This window comes from Labilibaculum manganireducens (assembly GCF_002843385.1).
GTDB classification, from domain to species: Bacteria; Bacteroidota; Bacteroidia; order Bacteroidales; family Marinifilaceae; genus Labilibaculum; species Labilibaculum manganireducens.
Map to the genome: position 1 here is coordinate 66971 of NZ_MVDE01000002.1, position 18816 is coordinate 85786.

The following is an 18816-nucleotide window of genomic DNA, read 5'->3' on the forward strand; positions in this document are numbered from 1 at the left end:
CCTGTTGCATTGCATTTTACCTATTGATAACCGTTTATCTATGAAGAAACATTGGAAAAGTCTTGCCGAACGTAAAAATGGATCAGAAACTTCCGAAAAGCAAATTTTGCCTAAGGGGAATCTGGAACAAATACTCGATATATTTGATAACGGGAATGAAAAATCACAATCGAACCGTCGTGATTTTCTGAAGCTTTGCGGATACAGTCTGGCAATAAGTACCGTGTTGGCAAGTTGCGAAAATTCTGTTCAAAAGGCCATTCCATACCTGATTAAACCTGAAGAAATCACTCCGGGGAAAGCAAATTATTATGCATCATCCTATGTAAATGGCAGTGAATATTGCAGTATTCTGATTAAAACCCGAGAAGGCCGTCCAATAAAAATTGAAGGCAACGATTTGTCGTCGGTTACTTATGGAGGCACAAGTGCAAGGGTTCAGGCTTCCATTTTGGGATTGTACGATACCAGCCGTTATAAAAATCCGATGAAAGGCGATACCAAAATTTCCTGGGAGGAGTTGGATCAAGACATTATTCAGCAATTAAATCAGCTAAAAGAAAGTAACGGGGAGGCTGTATTGCTTACACCAACTATTTACAGTCCATCCACAAAGGCTGTGATCAATACATTTTTAAAATCTTATCCCAATGTGAAATGGATACAGTACGATAACCGATCTGCATCTGCATTGATAAAGGCGAACGAAATGTGTTTTGGGAAAGCAGGTGTTTGCGATTACCGTTTCGATTATGCAGATGTAATTGTGAGTTTTGATGCTGATTTTTTGGGAAATTGGCTGATGCCTGTTGAACACATTCGTCAGTACACCAAAAAACGCAAATTGAGCGATGGAAATACGAATATGTCACGACACATTCAGTTTGAATCGCGTTTGTCCTTAACCGGCAGTAATGCTGATTATCGGATTCCGGTAAAACCTTCCGAACAAACTTTGCTTGTTGCTCAATTGTACAATGAAATACTCAAATTGAAAGGTCTGGATTCCTATTCTATAATTGACACCAACGAAGATATTCATGAATTGGCAAAAGAACTGTGGGCAAATAAAGGGAAATCATTGGTTGTTGCAGGTGAGAATGATTTGAATATTCAGATCTTAATCAATGGGATTAATTACGAGTTGGAAAATTACGGAACAACCTTGCGGATTGATAAACAAATACTGACCAAACAAGCGGTTGATCCGGATATGGAGCAATTGCTTACTGATCTGAATTCGGGTAAGGTGAAAGCTTTGTTCTCTTACGGTGTAAATCCGGTATACGATTATTTTAAGGGGGAGGAATTCGGAAAGGCAATAGATAAAGTGCCATTTTCGGTGTCACTGGATATGGCTCCCAATGAAACCAGTGGTCGTTTTAAATATGCAGCTCCTGATAATCATTTTATAGAAAGCTGGAATGATTTGGAACCTAAAACAAGCCGTTACAGTCTGATGCAGCCGGGAATTCGTCCGTTATTCAATACCCGGCAATTTCAATCTACTTTGCTTGCATGGTCGGGGCAGGAAACTGACTATTTAAAATTTATAAAGAATTACTGGGAAGAGAAATTATATCCGTTGCAAACGGTCTATCCAAACTTTACCGGTTTTTGGAACAACAGCTTACAACAAGGAGTTTTTGAACCCAAAACAAAATCGGTTTTCGATACCAAATTTAAGTTGGATGGCATTGGCGAATTGATTAATAGCATTGCAAATGCACCAAAATCTTCTGGTTTTGAGCTTCAGGTATATGAAAGCTCAGCCATGGGCGATGGAAAAATGGCAAACAATCCATGGATTCAGGAACTTCCCGATCCGGTAACGAAAATTTGTTGGGACAATTATTTGACTGTATCACCAAAACAAGCGGAAGAAATGCGTTTAGAAACAGGTGATGTGGTGGAGTTGAATTCAGGAGTAAAGCTGCCTGTATATATTTTACCGGGACAAGCATACAATACTGCTGCAGTTGCTTTAGGTTATGGCAGGACAGATTGCGGAGTAGTTGGTAAGAATGTAGGAGTTAATGTTTCTGGATTATCTCATATAAAAGATAATTACAGAGTAGATTTTTCGACGGGGGTTGAACTAACAAAAACAGAAGAAAAGTATGAATTGGCAATGACTCAAACTCATCATTCGATGGAGGGAAGAGCAATTGTTCGTGAAGCTTCATTAGGCGAATATTTAAAAGATCCGGCGGCCGGAAATGAATCGCATCAGGAATATGAGAATGCAGGTATCTATAAGAAACCAAATTTTCCAAATCATCATTGGGGATTGGTTGTCGATTTAAATTCATGTGTTGGCTGCGGTGCCTGTTCCATTGCCTGTCAGGCAGAAAATAATGTGCCTGTAGTTGGTAAAAAAGAGGTGATTCGGGCACATGAAATGTCATGGATTCGTATCGACAGATATTTTTCAGGCAGTGAATTGAATCCGGACGTTTCTTTTCAACCGGTAATGTGTCAGCATTGCGACAATGCACCTTGCGAGAATGTTTGTCCGGTAGCGGCCACCACTCACAGCAGCGAAGGACTGAATCAAATGATCTATAACCGTTGCATCGGGACTCGTTACTGCGGAAATAACTGTCCGTATAAAGTGCGTCGGTTCAATTGGTTTGATTTTACGAAAGCAGATTCGATTCCAAATAACCTGCACGATGTGGCTGACATGACGATCGATTTAAAACGAATGGTTTTGAATCCGGACGTTACCGTGCGGGCAAAAGGAGTGATTGAGAAATGCTCTATGTGCGTGCAGCGAATTCAGGAAGGGAAATTGAATGCAAAAATTGACGGAAGAAGGCCTCGGGACGGCGAAATAAAAACAGCTTGTCAGCAAGCCTGTCCTGCCGGAGCAATCATATTTGGAGATTTAAACGATAAGGACAGTCAGGTAGTAAAAGAAACTTCGGGCAAGCGAAATTACCATTTGCTGGAGGAGATTCATACACTGCCATCGGTAAGTTATCTAACAAAGATTAGAAATAAAGAAACGAACAATTCATAAAACCACGCTTATGTATGTGTCGCCAATTCGTGAACCATTAATCACGGGGAAAAAAACGTATCAAAAGATTACCGACGAAATTTCTGCTCCAATTGAAGGAAAGGCGGGGAAGGCTTGGTATGCTGGAATTGCAATTACTTTATCGGCCTTGTTTTTCGGCTTAGCCATGATGGGTTGGACCATTTGGCAGGGAATCGGAACGTGGGGATTGAACAAAACCATAGGATGGGGTTGGGGAATTACCAATTTTGTGTGGTGGGTAGGAATCGGTCATGCAGGCACGTTTATTTCAGCCATTCTATTATTGTTTCGCCAAAAATGGAGAACAAGTATCAATCGGTCTGCCGAGGCAATGACTCTTTTTGCTGTAATGTGTGCCGGTTTGTTTCCCTTAATTCATATGGGCCGTCCGCTGCTGGGTTTCTTTGTGTTTCCTTATCCAAATACGCGTGGTCTTTGGGTAAATTTCAACTCACCACTGCTGTGGGATGTATTTGCAATCAGTACTTATTTTAGTGTTTCTCTTTTGTTTTGGTATGTTGGTTTAATACCTGATATCGGAACCATCCGCGACAAAGTGAAATCGAAATTTAAGAAAGCGGTTTACGGATTTTTAAGTTTTGGATGGACAGGATCTGCCAGACACTGGAGCAGGCACGAAACCATGAGTTTGGTACTGGCAGGATTGGCTGCACCGCTTGTACTTTCGGTTCACAGTATTGTAAGTGCCGATTTTGCAACTTCGATAATTCCGGGATGGCACACAACAATTTTCCCGCCCTATTTTGTTTCCGGAGCCATATTTTCTGGCTTTGCGATGGTGCTCACACTATTAATCATTACACGGAAAGTACTAAATCTGGAAAGCTACATTACGGTTGGGCATGTTGAATCGATGAATAAAATTATTATCGCAACCGGATCTATTGTGGGGATTGCCTACATCACCGAACTATTTATTGCCTGGTATTCGGGCGTGGAATATGAGCAGTATGCATTTCTGAACCGGGCAACCGGGCCTTATTGGTGGGCCTACGCAATCATGATGACCTGTAATGTGATTTCGCCCCAACTGCTTTGGTTCAAAAAACTGAGACGGAATCTGGCATTTACCTTTGTTCTTTCCATTTTCATCAACATTGGTATGTGGTTCGAACGGTTTGTAATTATCGTAACCTCTTTGCACCGCGATTATCTGCCGTCAAGTTGGTCGATGTACAGTCCGACTATTGTGGAAGTAGGAATATTTATCGGAACATTAGGTTTGTTTTTTACTTGTTTCCTGCTGTTTATTCGGGTATTCCCGGTAATTGCAATTGCCGAGGTGAAGACTGTAATGAAAAGTTCAGGAGAGAAATTTATAAATATGGATAAAAACGAATCATCATGAAACGTCCATGTATAAAGCTTTCCGCACAGGGAGATGATTATTTGGCGAGTTCTCCCGAAACAAGTTCGGGACAGGCTATATGGCAAAAACTTAAAATTATGAACAGATGAAACGTCCATTTATAAAGCTTTCTACACACAGGGAGATGATTGTATGGTAAGTTCCATCTGACAACTGCATAAAAATTATAAACAGATGAAAAGATATATTTCAGCCTATTTTGAAGATGAGGAGAATCTTCTCCGCGCGACTAGGGAATTGCGGGCTCAGGATGTTTCCATTCAGGATGTTTTAACTCCTTTCCCGGTTCATGGCTTGGATCATGCATTGGGATTCAAACGATCAAATTTGCCAACTGTGGCATTTATTTGCGGGGGAATAGGTCTGGCCGTAGCTTTTGGCTTTCAAACCTGGGCTTTTACGGTTGATTATCCCTTATTTATTGGAGGAAAGCCTCATTTCGCGATTCCTTCCTTTATCCCGATCACTTTTGAACTGACGGTTTTGTTTGCCTCTTTTGGAATGGCAGCAGCATTCTTTATTCGTTCGAAACTCGGACCCGGAGCGAACAATGTGATTCACGACGAACGAAGTACCAACGATCGTTTTGTGATTATAGTAGATCTGGATGAGGCAGGCAGTCAGGATGCTGTTGTGAAAGGCATTTTGGAGAAGGAAGACGCAATGAACATACAAGTTAAGGAGATTGAATTGTAAACCGCATAAACCATATGGTGATGGACAAGAATTATACATTTTCCCGAAAAGCGCAAATTGCACTGCTTGCAGCAGGAGGATTCGGAATTCTATTGTTGCTGCTTGGGTATTTAATAGAAGCCCCCAACGGTCAGCGATTTTGGACAAATATTTTAATTAACAACCTGTTTTTCCTGTTCATTGCTTTGTTTGGAGGTGTTTTTCAGGCATTGCACAAAATAGCTTATTCCGGATGGCATACCGCATTGCAGCGTATTCCCGAGGCCTTCGCATCATTTCTGCCGGTATCAGCAATTTTAATGTTCCTTTTGTACTTCGGCATGCATGATATCTATCATTGGTCCCACGAGGGATTACACGATCCGGTATTGGAGGGGAAAGCTGCCTATTTAAATATCCCGTTCTTTTTCATCCGAATGGCGGTTTATTTTGGTGTTTGGATATGGCTGACGCGCTTGCTGCGAAAAAATTCCTTGCAGCAGGATTTATCTACAGATATCAAATACTATAAAAAGGGAAAGTTACTGGGCGCATTATTTATGGTTTTCTTTGCCGTATCAAGTTCTGCCATGAGCTGGGATTGGTTAATGTCTATTGATGCACATTGGTACAGTACCCTTTACGGATGGTTTATTTTTATTGGTCTTTTTGAGATTGGCATTGCTGCCATTGTCCTTTTTATCAGTTTTCTGAAATGGAAAGGCCATTTGGAATTTATCAACAAAGAACACATTCACGACATGGGAAAATACCTGTTTGCATTTAGTATATTTTGGATGTATTTGTGGTTCTCTCAGTATCTGTTAATCTGGTACAGTCACATTCCTGAAGAAACGGCCTATTTTGCACCACGACTACACGATCATACCATTCTGTTTTTCACCATTTTGGTTCTTAATTTTGTAATTCCATTTCTGGGATTAATGACCCGGAATTCGAAACGAAATTTAAAGTGGTTATCGATTATGGCGGTGATAGTCTTGATTGGGCAATGGTTGAATATCTATTTACTGGTAATTCCCGGAACAATCGGTAAAACTGCTCAAATTGGTTTAACGGAAATTGGATTTGTGTGTTTGTATCTGGGAGGCTTCTTGTTTGTCGTCTTAAGCTCTTTAGCCAAAGCGACGCTGTTAAGTAAAAATGATCCTTTACTCGAAGAAAGCTTTCATTACGAAACCTGATTCATGACCCCAAAAAGAAATTGTTATGCAAAAATTCGTATCCTGTTGTAGTGCTTTATTGGTAGTTGTGGTTTTGTTGGCATCCTGCGATAAAGACCGGAACCATCCGGGTTATTCCTATTTCCCGGATATGGTACAATCGCGTGCTTTTGAACCTTATTCCGAGAATCCAAATTTTGAAGACGGTTCGAGTTTGCGTTTGCCGGCAGAGGGAACTATTCCCAGAGAAATGATTCCTTACCATTTTGAAAAAACGCCGGAAGAAAGAATTTGGGCGGGCGAAAATATCTTTAATCTCAACGAAATGACCGCTGATGATGTGCAGAGAGGAAAGAAACTTTTCGGGATTTACTGCATCCATTGTCATGGTGAGAAAGGCGATGGACAAGGATATCTGTTTACGAGCGGCAAATATCCATTTCAGCCCAGAAGCTTGGTTACTGATGTGATGAAAACAACTCCCCGTGGCGAGATTTTCCATGTAATAACCGTTGGTTTTGGGGTTATGGGCGCTCATGGCGCTCAAATTAAGCAAGCCGACAGATGGAAAATTATTGAGTACATAAAAGTGGATCTGCAAGGACAAAAGTAGGGCGGGATCTTATGAATTAGCTTGAGATTTATTTTAGGAATAAGCACACTTGGTTTAGGCTGAGCACGCGAAGTGTTTAGTCGTGGGAGAGGTGCATCCCAACTATATTAGTCGGGACCATTTACTCGATTATGCCTTCGTTCTTTTTTCTTGTATATATTTTTTAAATCTATCATCATTGATTAATGCAAGCTTCAAAACACACTTCCAATGATTGAAACCATATGCTTTTTGATCGTTAATAATGTTTTGCTTGATCTCATCAAAAATGAAATCTATTGATAATTTATTGAGACCACATAAAATTAAATTTTCAATCTCAGAATAATCTTCATTTGCTTTTAGTCTCATTCTCTCCAATAAATAAAGCTTTTCGAAATGACTTTTTATTAATGCGAACGTGTCAACATTTATCTCATATTTATTAAAAAGAAAATATTCAAAGTCAATTTCATTATTATCATCAAATTCAAACTTTACAAAAAGGTATTGCTCATTGGGAAGATTATCTAAATACAAGTTTAGAAACAGTTTTATACCATTACTCTCTAAATATTTATTCTTGTATGAATTACATTGAGAACAACAGGGGAATAAATTTTTGGGATTTACAATGAATTCAGGAAACTCACCTTGTGGCAGAACATGATCTAAGGTATTAGCGCTATTAATTGTACAGTTTTGGCAAGTATATCGTATAGTCCTTTCTTGTAATTTCTCAATATGACCTCTTACGTCGATTATTGTTTTGCTTTGAAAATTATAAAGACTTTGTAAATCGAGTTTAAACGGAATATAGAATTGACGCTTAGGAATATTTTCTATATCATTTTCACTAAAGTGTACATCGTAGTCTAAATAATCTTTACGCACATTATTTTCAATATGGATTAAATTTTCTTTCGAATCACTAGCATTCTTCCTTTTAACAGCATTTAAATGAACATCTATGGAATTATGAGGATAAGATTTAAGATTTTTCATGTTTTTGTTGAATTAATGCTTTAATAAATAACCTCAGATTTAGACTAATAGGCACATCATCAGATTCTATATGAGAAATAATGTCTTCAAATGACTTACCACTTGAGATCATATCTTTTAATAATGACGTATGATATTTATCAACTTCTCTACGACCAAATACTTCTTCAGTTATAACAGTTAGGTTCTCACCAAATGATTCCTGTTCAAGATGTCTAATTTGAGCTATGGATTCATTTCTTTCAATTATAATTACATTTCGAGATGGTATCTCCTGAACAACTAATGGTGAATGTGTTCCTATTATACAAAATGATTCAAATTTTTCAGTCAATTTAAAAATTGTATTCATTAATTGACTTATAGCATTAGGATGTAAATGTGTTTCTGGTTCATCAAAAAGAATCAATGAGTTTAATCTGATCTGTGCAATAACTTCAGTTAACACAAATAATAGGATATTCTGACCAGAACTTAATTGCCTATAAAATATTGAAAAATTAGAAACATTGAATTCGTGAGTATCTTCGAATGCTAAATCTAACATGTCTACCGTAAGAAATGATTTTAATATTCTGTACCAAATTGTATCTAAATCTCTTTCATTTATAATATTTACTGATTCTAAAAAACGTTGTTTAAGTTCTTCTTCAGTTAACCAAATCCCATCGCTTTTCTTTAGTCCACAGTAAGAATAATTGTATGCAAGATTAGCTTCTGGTAATTTGAAATGATCAAAAAAGCTATAAGAAATTGTAAATATTTTAGCAAATAAAGGTTTGTGTGGGCTTATATTTTTAGGTTCAGTAAGTGATAATTCGTTTGCTAACTCGGTAAGAAACGTAGTTTTACCGGAACCATTTTTTCCAATTAGTGCGTAAACTCTATTTGTATTCCAAGGGTTATCATCTTCAAAGTGAAAACTTAAATCAATACTATTCGTTGCATATGGAAGAGTAATGTCATAAGTGAATTTATATCTATCTTTTATATCAATACCTGCTATTGAAAATCTAACAGTACGTAATATTTTTTCTGCAGTGTTGACTCTAATTAAAGATTTAACAAAACCTCTCTCTTCTTCAAACTCTTCAGCAATTTTCGGAAATAATGCTGAATCACGCAATGCAAGAAATACACTTTGATATTGATTACCTATAGTCTTCTGTAAATTTGAGTAGTAATTAAATGACTGGCCTAAGGAACAAAAATCTTTAGATAATGTATAAAATTTTTCAGATAAATGTTCGTTAGTAATCATTTCACCTTTTTTGTGAATCTTAACTTCACCAATCCTAATTGATGATCTATCATCTGCACAATAATCAAGATAAAATTGACTATAATAGTCATAATCATTCCAAAAACCATTATCTAATACAAAACAAGGAAATGTTTTCTCTTTTTGGAAACTTGATAAATAAAAAGGGATAGAATTCTCCTTAATATCTACAGGTAAACCTATTGTATCTAGGCCTTCTTTAATTTTATAAACTGGAAGATTCTCAAAATAATCAGATATAACTAATTTAAGAGTTGCTCTAGATAAAATGTAATTTAAATTTCCAACATATAATTCGATATCATCTTTGTCAATACGAACTTCAGGAGATACAACTAATTCTAGAAATGAAATAAAGTACATTTCATCATCATCAATTAACCGAAATCTGTCAATAAAAGTTTCTTCCAATGTCCAATCATCATTATTTACTAAATGCTGGTAGGCATCACCCTTAGCGTCTTTATAACGAGAATCTTCTGAAGGCATAGAACGTAAGTCCCATATTTTTTCTAGAAAATTTATAATTCTATCATCATAATTACCCAAAAAGGTGGGTAGACTCAATACTTTATCGAATGTTTGTTTCTTTATATGTTTTGGTATCATTTATTATTTTGAATTTCTAATGGCAATCAAATTCTGCGTGAATGACATTATTTTGGCTCATATTATTTACAATTAATACTTATTCACCTTTCCCCTAGAATGAGGCATAACGTTTTTGAATGTCTATGTACATTTATATTTCTTTTATCGATCTTAATACATCTCATCGGTAAAAGCTTTACTAAAGTAGTAAATCGAACTGATGATTCAGGCTGTCAAAGCTGCCAACTTGCAGGCCTAAAGAATAATTGCCTAAAAAAGGCTTTTTTATCTGGGGCGAGAATCAAAAAGGGAACTGCTTTTTCCTATTTGCTTTGTGTTGTTTCAGCATCTTGCGGTATTATTTATTTTATGTGACTAAAGCCTGTTTATTACTTTTATAATATCAGTTGCTTAAAAGCAACAGCAATAGATGTTTTGCATTTGTTTGATTTCACTTCTTCAATCATTTGTATTTTCAATTATCAGTTGCCTGAAACTCTGTCAGGTCTATCGACTCTGACAGGTTATTTTAAGTAAATGAAATCCTGACAGAGTCCGAAGGTCCTGTCAGAGTTGAATTTGAAAAAAGCAAAGCAATAGATGCTGAACTTTTCTCTTTTAATCAGCAAAAGCTTTGTATTTTTTTATCTATTGCAGTTTGGCTTTAGGCCACTGAAATTAAAATAATCCAGAGACTGATTTGTTTTTGTATTTATTGAGTTTTCAAAATTTCATTTCGTGCTTTCACTAAATAGTTATAGAGTGAAAACTCAAGTTTTCATGCTTTCACTAAATAGTTATTGAGTGAAAGCTCAAGTTTTCATGCTTTCACTAAATAGTCATGGGGTTAAAACTCAAGTTTTCGTACTTTCACTAAATAGTTATAGAGTGAAAACTCAAGTTTTTAGGCTTTGTACTCAGTACATTGAGTCAAAACCCAAGTTTTTAGGCTTTGTACTCAGTACATTGAGTCAAAACCCAAGTTTTTAAGCTTTGTACTGAGTACATTGAGTCAAAACCCAGGTTTTTAAGCTTTGTACTGAGTACATTGTGTCAAAACTGAGGTTTTCAGGCTTTGCTACAATTAGCATGGGGCAAAAACTCAATTTTTCATGCTTTCCCTAAATGGGTAAAAGAAAAAACATCTTTGTCCTCAAAGATGTTTTTGTAATACAGATTCGCAGCATCTTATTTTACTTCTCAACACTATAGCCAATGGCTTCAATTTGCTGGGCTATTTCTTCATGGGTAACTTTATCTTTTTCCACCTTAATGGTAACCTTATTGTTTGTATGGGAAGCTTCCACTTCAACAACACCATCAATTTGTTTCAAACCATTTTTAATTGTGTTTTCGCAGCCCGTGCAGGTCATCCCGGTTACGGTTAGTTCCATTGTTTCATAGTCAACAACTTGTGTTGTTTCTGTTTTTGTACTCTCTGCTTTTTTAGTATTCGACTGACAAGCAGTTAAAAAACCAACTGCAAATACTACTATTAGAATTTTTCTCATTTTAACAGGGTTTAGTTGAATTGTAAATATAAAAAGGATTGATGTAAATGTCTAGTTTATAGGTTGCGATAACAATAATGGGGCTGTAGTTTTGCATAGCTGTGTTTTTAGTTTCTGATTGCACCCCTCTCCCTGCCGGGTTTCTCCTCAAAAGGCTACTCTTTAATTTACATCTAGTGGAGTGAAAAAAATAATTTCAAGATTTAACACCCTTTTCCCGACGTGTCGGGATCGGCACTTCCCCTCAAGATGGGAAGGTCTCGGTTGTGAAGTTTTCTCCCATTTTAATGGGAGATGTCCGAAGGACAGAGGGGTGCTTTATGTTTACAATAAAACTTTTGAGCAAGAAATGTAATATTTGAGTGTTAAGAGTAGTTCTAAAAGTAAAGTTTATCGATGCTGATTAGGATCATGATGATCAGGAAATATAGATTCAGGCGCAAAAATAATTTTCGAACCGTTATTCTGTCGTAGTTTTTTAAAAGGATAAAACTGTTTGGAATAATCCATAAGGATAGGGCCAGTAGAGACCAAATCAGAATTTTCGATGAGAGAACATCAAAGATGGGAAGCAGCAAAGCAACCATTATTGTTGCCAGCATCCATATTAATGTGATGTTGTGAATTTGTTTTACGCTAAACACATCAGTCAGTACTTTAAAGCCTCCTTTTTTATAATCTTCGCCATAGAGCAGCAACAAGAGCCAAAAGTGCGGAATCTGACCAATAAAGAAGAAAAACGACAGGGCTAAAATTGGCCAGTCTAAAAAATTACCGCCTGCTGCTGCGTAACCAATCATTGGTGGAAATGCACCGCTTAACGCTCCGGGAACAACGGCAAATGCCGAAATTTGTTTTAATGGAGTATATACCAGATTGTACCAAAAGATGGAGAAAATGGCCAGCCATAAACTTTCGGTAGTTCCTCCTAATGCTAGTAAACCGCAACCCGAAAGTAAAAAGAAAACACTCCATTTTACTGCTTCCGAAATGCTGATTTTTCCTGAGGGGATTGGCCGGAATTTGGTGCGGTTCATTAATGCATCTTTTTTGTGTTCCTGAATGTGATTTAAGGCAGATGCACCGGCCACAATCAAAAAAATACCCAACACCACATAAGCCATATTCAATGAAAATTCCGGCGCATACAATAAATATCCCGTGAAACAGGAAATGGCTATTGGAACAGCAATTTTAATTTTTCCTAATTCAAAAAGGGTAGATATTTTAGAGGATATGTTCATGTGCTGGCTTTTGTTAATCACTTAGAGTCTTCATAAATTCAATTATTTCGCCGATATCATCTTCTGTTAATTCATTTTTATAGGACAGCATCAAGCCTTTATTAAAACCCTTTACAACATCATCGTTAGGATTGTAAACGGAGTTGATTACATAGGCAGTGTCTACATTTATTTCTCGTGATTGTCCGTTGGTAATAACCGTTTCTGTTTTGCCGAATAAACCTTTCCAGCTGGGGCCAACCAACTTCGATCCATCGAGCGAGTGACAGGCCAGACAACCATTCTTTTTTACAATGATTAAGCCTAAAGCCCCGGGTTTATCAGAAATAAGAGGAGCGGTTTTAGTTGTGTCAATATACCAGCTGTCGAATTTATCCTGTGGCATTACAATCACAGATGTTTGCATAGAGGAATGTCTCAAGCCGCAATATTCTGTGCAAAACAAATCGTATTCGCCTTCGCGGCCGGGTATGAACCACATCATTTGTTTTTTTCCGGGAACAACATCCTGCTTTAGTCTAAACGAAGGAATGTACAAACTATGTATTACATCCAGAGCCTTCAAATCCAATTTTACAGCACGATTTAAAGGAACATACAGAGTGTCTGTTCTTTTGCCGTTTTCGTATTCGAATTGCCAGTTCCACATTCTGCCAACGCTTTTAACTACAAAAGCATCGTCAGGAACTTCCTTCATTGGTTTGTAACCCATCCAGCCGTAGTAGAACATCACCATCACCAATATTGTTGGGATCACGGTCCATATTATTTCAAGACTTACACTTCCGTGGATTTGAGTAGCGACCGGATTTTTTTCTTTGCGGTATCGAAATACAAAGTAAATCATGGTAGCTGTGATGGCGATGAGGAAAAAGAAAATGATTCCCAATATCACTTCGAAAGAAGTATCTACACCTTTCACAAAATTAGAAGCATCGGGTATTGCTTTAGAAGTCATAAGCTATCGGTATAAGTAGTCTAAGAATGTAATAAAAATAACACAGCCCAGCAGTAAAAATACGCTGGCTGCCATTATGGCATAGAACTTTTTATCGAATTTAAGATGCATGAAAATCAGTAATACCAATAAGGATTTACAACCAGCCAGCAGTAAAGCTGCTGAAACTGTGTACGGACCTAAATTAAGACTGGTTATGGCAACTGATGTAAACGTCATGAAAAGCAAAGCAATCAAAACAAATACATAGGTTTTGTATTTTACAATGTGGGTGTGTTGTTCTTTTTCCATAGCAGTACAATTAAGTGATTAGGTAGAATAAGGGGAAAAGGAAAATCCAGATTAAATCGACCAAATGCCAATACAAACCACTGTTTTCAAGTATTGTGAAATTGTCGTGTTGAACTTCATCTTTTACTACCAGTCTCATAACATAGGCAATAAAAGCTACGCCAATAATAATGTGCAGGGCATGAAGACCGGTCATGGCATAGTACAAACCAAAAAAGAGGATTTCTCCCTGGCTGGCTTCCATCAGTGTTGGGCTGCCGGGATAAATTCCATGTGATATTTTTCCACTCCATTCAAAATATTTATTCACCATAAATGCCACAGCCAGTAAAATGGTAACACCCATTAATATCAACGTAAGTTTTTTATTCTGATATTGTATGGCACTGATAGACATGGCAATTGTCATACTGCTGATAAGTAGAATTACAGTATTTGCTGTGCCAATAAAAGTATCCAGCTCTTCGGCAGCCAAATGAAAAGCCGCCGGGTTTAAGTAACGGTATACCGAATAAACAATAAACAGTCCGCCAAAAAGGATCAATTCAGTAAATATGAAGATCCACATTCCTGTTTTAGCACCTTCATCGTCCCGGTGTTCATCAATGTGTGCGTGATTACTCATAGTCGTATGGTCGTTTCGTTACTACTGGTATTTCCGCAAAATTCTCTAAAGGCGGAGGACTGGCAACTGTCCATTCAAGTGTTTTTCCTTTCCAGGGATCGGCTTCTGCAATTTCTCCTTTTCGGGCCGATCGAACCAGATTGGTGATGATAATGATTAAACCGGAAATCATGAGCATGGCTCCAAATGAGGATACAATATTTGGTCCGTGAAATTCTTCAACATAGTCGTAATACCTGCGGGGCATTCCAATCATTCCTAAATAAAACATCGGAAGATAAAGAGTGTTAAAGCCAGTAAAGAATACTGCCAAACCAATATTTGCCCAGCCTTTGTCGTACATTCTTCCAAACATTTTAGGATACCAATAGTGCAGAGCTCCAAAAAATGCATATCCGGTACCTCCAAAAACAATAAAGTGAAAGTGAGCAACAACAAATGCAGTATCGTGCAAATGAACATTCGCCGATAAAGCACCAAGCACCATTCCGGACAGTCCGCCAATCATAAAAACAAAAAGAAAACAAAGAGCCCATAAGAAAGGCGTTTGAATATCGATGGACGCTTTATGAAGGGTAGCCACCCAATTGAATATTTTAATAGCACTGGGTATGGCTACCAAAAATGTAAGAATCGAAAATGTATACAAGGCCGTTCCACTCATTCCGGATGTAAACATGTGATGTCCCCAAACAAAGTAGCCTACAAATGCAATTGCTAAAGTAGATACAACAATTGCTTTGTAACCAAAAATAGTTTTTCGCGCAAATGTTGGAATAATTTCTGAAATGACGCCCATTGCCGGCAATATCATGATGTAAACGGCAGGGTGGGAGTAAATCCAGAATAAATGCTGATATAAGATTGGATCGCCACCCAAAGCAGGATCGAAAAAACCGATTTGCAGGGTACGTTCCAGTACAATCATTAATAATGTAATACCTACAATTGGTGTTGCCAGTACTTGAATCCAGCTTGTTCCGTATATAGCCCATGGGAAAAGAGGCATTTTCATCCAAGCCATACCTGGTGCCCTCATTCTGTGAATAGTTACGATAAAGTTGAGTCCTGTAGCAATAGAGGAAAATCCCAGGATAAACGCTCCGGTAACTGCAGGGAGCATATTTGTTCCTGTTCTAAAACTGTAGGGAGCGTAAAATGTCCAGCCGGTATCCGGAGGTCCATCACCAAAAAACTGAGCCGAAAGAGCAACGGCCGCACCTAAAATATAGATCCACCACGACAAAAGATTGAGCTTGGGAAATGCCACATCTTTCGCTCCAATCATCAGAGGCAGAAAAAAATTTCCAAACACAGCAGGTAAGCCGGGAACTACAATTAAAAAAATCATGGTTATCCCGTGAAGGGTAAAAAAGCTGTTGTAAGTCTGGGCATCCATAATGGTTTTTCCGGGTGCAATCAGCTCTATTTTCATTAACAGACCCAGAATAGCTGCAACACTAAAAAGCACCAGCATACTGTATAAATACAATAAGCCAATTCGTTTGTGATCTGTTGAGAAAATCCATGCAAATATTCCTTTGTACCGTCCTTGATATTCAAGGTAATTTGGTTCAGGGTTTTGAATTACGGTATCAGACATATGTATTGTGTTAATTTTTTATCTTAATTAGAAGCAAAGATTTCACAAATTCTGACAGATCGTATTTGTATTGATCTGAGGATTTGTGGTTTGTATTATTGTTGTTTTCTTTTTGTTTTCACAAACACCAATAATAGAAAAACAATCAATCCCATTATCAATATAATGGCTCCGGTTATTTTGGTAATATTTAAAACGTAGGCTTGTCCTACCGGATCGTAGGAATAGCAATATTGAAGTATTTTGTTGATAGTTGGTCCTGCCTGGCCTTTAGAAGCTTCCATAATAGCCAGTTTAAACTCAAAAGGCAAAAAGTAGGTGCCATTTAAATAGCGGGTGATTTTTCCATCGGGACTTGTCACAATAACAGTAGCAGCGTGTGTGTATTCGTTGCCTACTTTTTTATATCTAAAGCCCAATGCTTTTGTTGCTTTAGCAATATTCAGGCTGTCGCCGGTATAGAATTTCCAGCCCTCTTGCGTGTTTTTACCTTTAATTAAGGACTTGTAATTGTTTTTCTTTTTAACTGCCAAATCATAAGTTTCTGCAGGATCAAAACTAATTGTGATGACTTGATAATCTTTGGCGATTTCCAAATCACTTTTTTGAATGACATCAGCCAAACCGTCCATAAGAGGGCTGCAGATTCCCGGGCAACGGAAATAGACAAATACAATTGCTGTAGGTTTATCAATCTGATCTTTTAAAAAGACCAATTCACCGGCTTCGTTGGTTAATTGTATGTTCTGCGGAACGGTGTCGTTAAGATTTTCTATAACTCCAACTTCCATGTCGTAATACAAATCCTTGACACCTTGGCTAAAGGACAATGAAGTAATCAAGATTAGCAGAAAAGAAACAGTAAGTTTTAATTTCATATGATTATAATTTTAAGTTTTTGTCATATGGAACTCCCAAATTACACTCATTCTCTCGTTGTAAGGCTTTTTGCATGGTCGTTTCATAAATAGTCCTCCATGTTTTAGAGTTAAGGAGATAATTGGGGTAATTATATGGTAATCATTACTCAGGTCTTTATAAATATATAAAAATATTTGATGGGTTCTTATGGTTAATTGGCTTTTTTTGCGGTAGTTAGCTATTTAGAATGTGAAATAATTTTGAAAATGCACTGTGTGTTTACTATTTTTACTGGATCTAAAAAAGAATAATGAATATGAATAAATTGAACGTAATATTTTTGATAATTGTATTTTTTTTAACCTCCTGCGTAGGATCGGATAAGAAACCGGCAAAGAAAGAAGTTGTGAGTGCCGAAATACCAGCATCTGAAATGGAAAATGGTGCTCAATTGTATAGAGCCAAGTGCATGAACTGTCATATGAAAACGGGTAGTGGTATTGAGAAATTTTATCCACCCCTGGCTAATTCCGATTACTTGAAGAAACATACGGAAGATGCCATAAAAATGGTAAAATTCGGAAGCAATAAACCCATTAAAGTAAATGGTATTAAATACAATAGTTTAATGCCAGCATCCGGTTTAACCGATAAGGAATTGGTCGCAGTGTTTAATTATATTCTGAATTCCTGGGGAAACAATTACGGTCAGGTTTCTTTGGAACAGATTGAGGCAGTGGAAAGATAAATGAGCTTTTGGCTATGGTATTTGAGTTATAGGGAATAGGTAAAGCCATGAGCCAAAAGCACAGATCGTTTAATTTACATTCGATTTTACACGATAATATTCTTTACGAAGGCGTTTTACACTTAGAACCTTAATTTGTTCTTCTCCGGTAGTTTCACTAATTTTTTTAACGGCAACTCTACTTTTTTTCTGATGATCAGGATAATGGCAGGCTTTGTATTTTTTACCGCTGTTGCAGAAACATTTATCGTTACGTTCAATTCTTACATAATAAAAGGTATCGTCATTTTCAGTGTTGAAAAATGTCAACAAATTGTTAAGTATTTTTTTCATAGTGCTGGAATATCTTTAGTAAAAGTTAGGTTCCCCTTAATTTACAAGATATCCTGATTGGAAACAATTAAAATAAGTTATCAGCTGAAGAGTTCGTTTTTAGTGTGTAATTTGAGTAAAGTTTTGAGCAAATAAGTGAATTTTTAATGACAGCAATCTGGTTTTGGTTTGCTTACATCCACTTGTTCGGTTGGAACATGCATAGCTTTTTCGGGTGGACTTAGGAAAGGAATTCCTAAACTCAATCCGCGAAGCACGAACAGAATACCGATAAATACAATGGCATAAGGAATCAACCGGGTAATTTTCTTTCTCAATTCAAGAGTGATTAAATTACCAATTAGTGAAATCGCCAACATCATGGGAAGAGTTCCCAAACCAAAAATGAACATGAAAAGTCCGCCGCCAACAGATGATCCTGTGGCAATTGCTGCTGCGATAGCAACGTAAACCAATCCGCACGGAAGTAGTCCATTTAATAATCCGATCAGAAAAAGAGAACCATAACTTCGTTGAGTGAACAGTTTTCCCAAGGAAAGTTTTACTTTTCCCACAAAGGAGAATATCCCTTTTTCAGCGTTAAAGCGATTCTTATAAATGGAAGGAGTAATTACGGATAGAATCATGATAACACCCATGATAACAGAAACCCATTGCTGAAATCCACTCATAACCAAACCTCTTCCCAGTAAACCAAATATGGCTCCCATTATTGCATAGGTAAGGGCACGTCCGATGTTGTAAATCACACCGCCCGAAATTCTTGTCAGCCATGAAGTTGTTTTTAATGGAATTGCCAGTGCAATAGGACCACACATTCCCACACAGTGAAAACTGCCCATAAGTCCAAGTATTAATGCTGATAGATATACCATGT

Annotated in this window: 17 protein-coding genes; 6 read left to right on the forward strand and 11 right to left on the reverse strand. The window is 37.2% G+C overall.

The annotated features are described in order from the left end of the window. Window positions 1–40: 40 nt before the first annotated feature. From BZG01_RS01650 to BZG01_RS01670, 5 genes are all read left to right on the forward strand, one after another. Window positions 41–3025 carry a Fe-S-cluster-containing hydrogenase gene (locus BZG01_RS01650; protein ID WP_101308088.1) on the forward strand — a complete coding sequence of 995 codons (2985 nt, stop codon included), beginning with the start codon at window positions 41–43 and terminating at the stop codon, window positions 3023–3025. Between the two features lie 10 nt (window positions 3026–3035). Next, the gene (gene nrfD / locus BZG01_RS01655) at window positions 3036–4415 is read left to right on the forward strand and encodes an NrfD/PsrC family molybdoenzyme membrane anchor subunit (protein WP_101308089.1); all 1380 of its coding nucleotides are present in this window, start codon (window positions 3036–3038) and stop codon (window positions 4413–4415) included. Window positions 4416–4610: 195 nt separating this feature from the next. Next, window positions 4611–5132: a DUF3341 domain-containing protein gene (locus tag BZG01_RS01660; protein WP_101308090.1), complete on the forward strand. Its 522-nt coding sequence runs from the start codon at window positions 4611–4613 to the stop codon at window positions 5130–5132. A 20-nt stretch (window positions 5133–5152) separates the two neighbouring features. Further along, window positions 5153–6316: a V-type ATP synthase subunit I domain-containing protein gene (locus BZG01_RS01665; protein WP_143470808.1), complete on the forward strand. Its 1164-nt coding sequence runs from the start codon at window positions 5153–5155 to the stop codon at window positions 6314–6316. 25 nt (window positions 6317–6341) lie between these two features. Next, window positions 6342–6908, forward strand: a complete 567-nt coding sequence (locus tag BZG01_RS01670; RefSeq protein ID WP_101308092.1) for a c-type cytochrome — start codon at window positions 6342–6344, stop codon at window positions 6906–6908. Between the two features lie 129 nt (window positions 6909–7037). Here the strand turns inward: BZG01_RS01670 and BZG01_RS01675 are convergent, their stop codons facing one another. From BZG01_RS01675 to BZG01_RS01715, 9 genes are all read right to left on the reverse strand, one after another. Next, a complete protein-coding gene (locus tag BZG01_RS01675) occupies window positions 7038–7892 on the reverse strand; it encodes a hypothetical protein (protein ID WP_101308093.1) in 855 nt (284 codons plus the stop codon). Further along, window positions 7879–9783, reverse strand: coding sequence for an AbiJ-related protein (locus BZG01_RS01680; RefSeq protein ID WP_101308094.1), 1905 nt, complete (start codon window positions 9781–9783; stop codon window positions 7879–7881). Before BZG01_RS01680 ends, BZG01_RS01675 begins: the two co-directional genes overlap by 14 nt. Before the next feature lie 1175 nt (window positions 9784–10958). Then, window positions 10959–11276 (reverse strand): cation transporter, encoded by a 318-nt coding sequence (locus BZG01_RS21745; protein WP_218972979.1) that lies wholly within the window; start codon window positions 11274–11276, stop codon window positions 10959–10961. A 377-nt stretch (window positions 11277–11653) separates the two neighbouring features. Further along, entirely contained in the window at window positions 11654–12520 is an 867-nt protein-coding gene (locus tag BZG01_RS01690; protein ID WP_143470809.1) for a protoheme IX farnesyltransferase, read from the reverse strand. A 13-nt stretch (window positions 12521–12533) separates the two neighbouring features. Beyond that, window positions 12534–13478, reverse strand: a complete 945-nt coding sequence (gene coxB, locus BZG01_RS01695) for a cytochrome c oxidase subunit II (protein WP_101308096.1) — start codon at window positions 13476–13478, stop codon at window positions 12534–12536. A 3-nt stretch (window positions 13479–13481) separates the two neighbouring features. After that, the gene (locus BZG01_RS01700) at window positions 13482–13769 is read right to left on the reverse strand and encodes a cytochrome C oxidase subunit IV family protein (RefSeq protein ID WP_101308097.1); all 288 of its coding nucleotides are present in this window, start codon (window positions 13767–13769) and stop codon (window positions 13482–13484) included. Between the two features lie 10 nt (window positions 13770–13779). Then, a complete protein-coding gene (locus BZG01_RS01705) occupies window positions 13780–14394 on the reverse strand; it encodes a cytochrome c oxidase subunit 3 family protein (protein WP_101308098.1) in 615 nt (204 codons plus the stop codon). After that, window positions 14387–15997, reverse strand: coding sequence for a cytochrome c oxidase subunit I (locus tag BZG01_RS01710; protein WP_101308099.1), 1611 nt, complete (start codon window positions 15995–15997; stop codon window positions 14387–14389). The genes BZG01_RS01705 and BZG01_RS01710 overlap by 8 nt, the downstream gene beginning before the upstream one ends. Before the next feature lie 95 nt (window positions 15998–16092). Continuing rightward, window positions 16093–16875, reverse strand: coding sequence for an SCO family protein (locus tag BZG01_RS01715; RefSeq protein ID WP_101308100.1), 783 nt, complete (start codon window positions 16873–16875; stop codon window positions 16093–16095). A gap of 299 nt (window positions 16876–17174) precedes the next feature. Between BZG01_RS01715 and BZG01_RS01720 the strand changes: the two genes are divergently transcribed. After that, entirely contained in the window at window positions 17175–17606 is a 432-nt protein-coding gene (locus BZG01_RS01720) for a c-type cytochrome (RefSeq protein ID WP_180327170.1), read from the forward strand. A 69-nt stretch (window positions 17607–17675) separates the two neighbouring features. Here the strand turns inward: BZG01_RS01720 and BZG01_RS01725 are convergent, their stop codons facing one another. Beyond that, window positions 17676–17939, reverse strand: a complete 264-nt coding sequence (locus BZG01_RS01725) for an SEC-C metal-binding domain-containing protein (protein WP_101308102.1) — start codon at window positions 17937–17939, stop codon at window positions 17676–17678. Window positions 17940–18082: 143 nt separating this feature from the next. Then, entirely contained in the window at window positions 18083–18814 is a 732-nt protein-coding gene (locus tag BZG01_RS01730) for a sulfite exporter TauE/SafE family protein (RefSeq protein ID WP_101308103.1), read from the reverse strand. Between the last annotated feature and the right edge of the window lie 2 nt (window positions 18815–18816).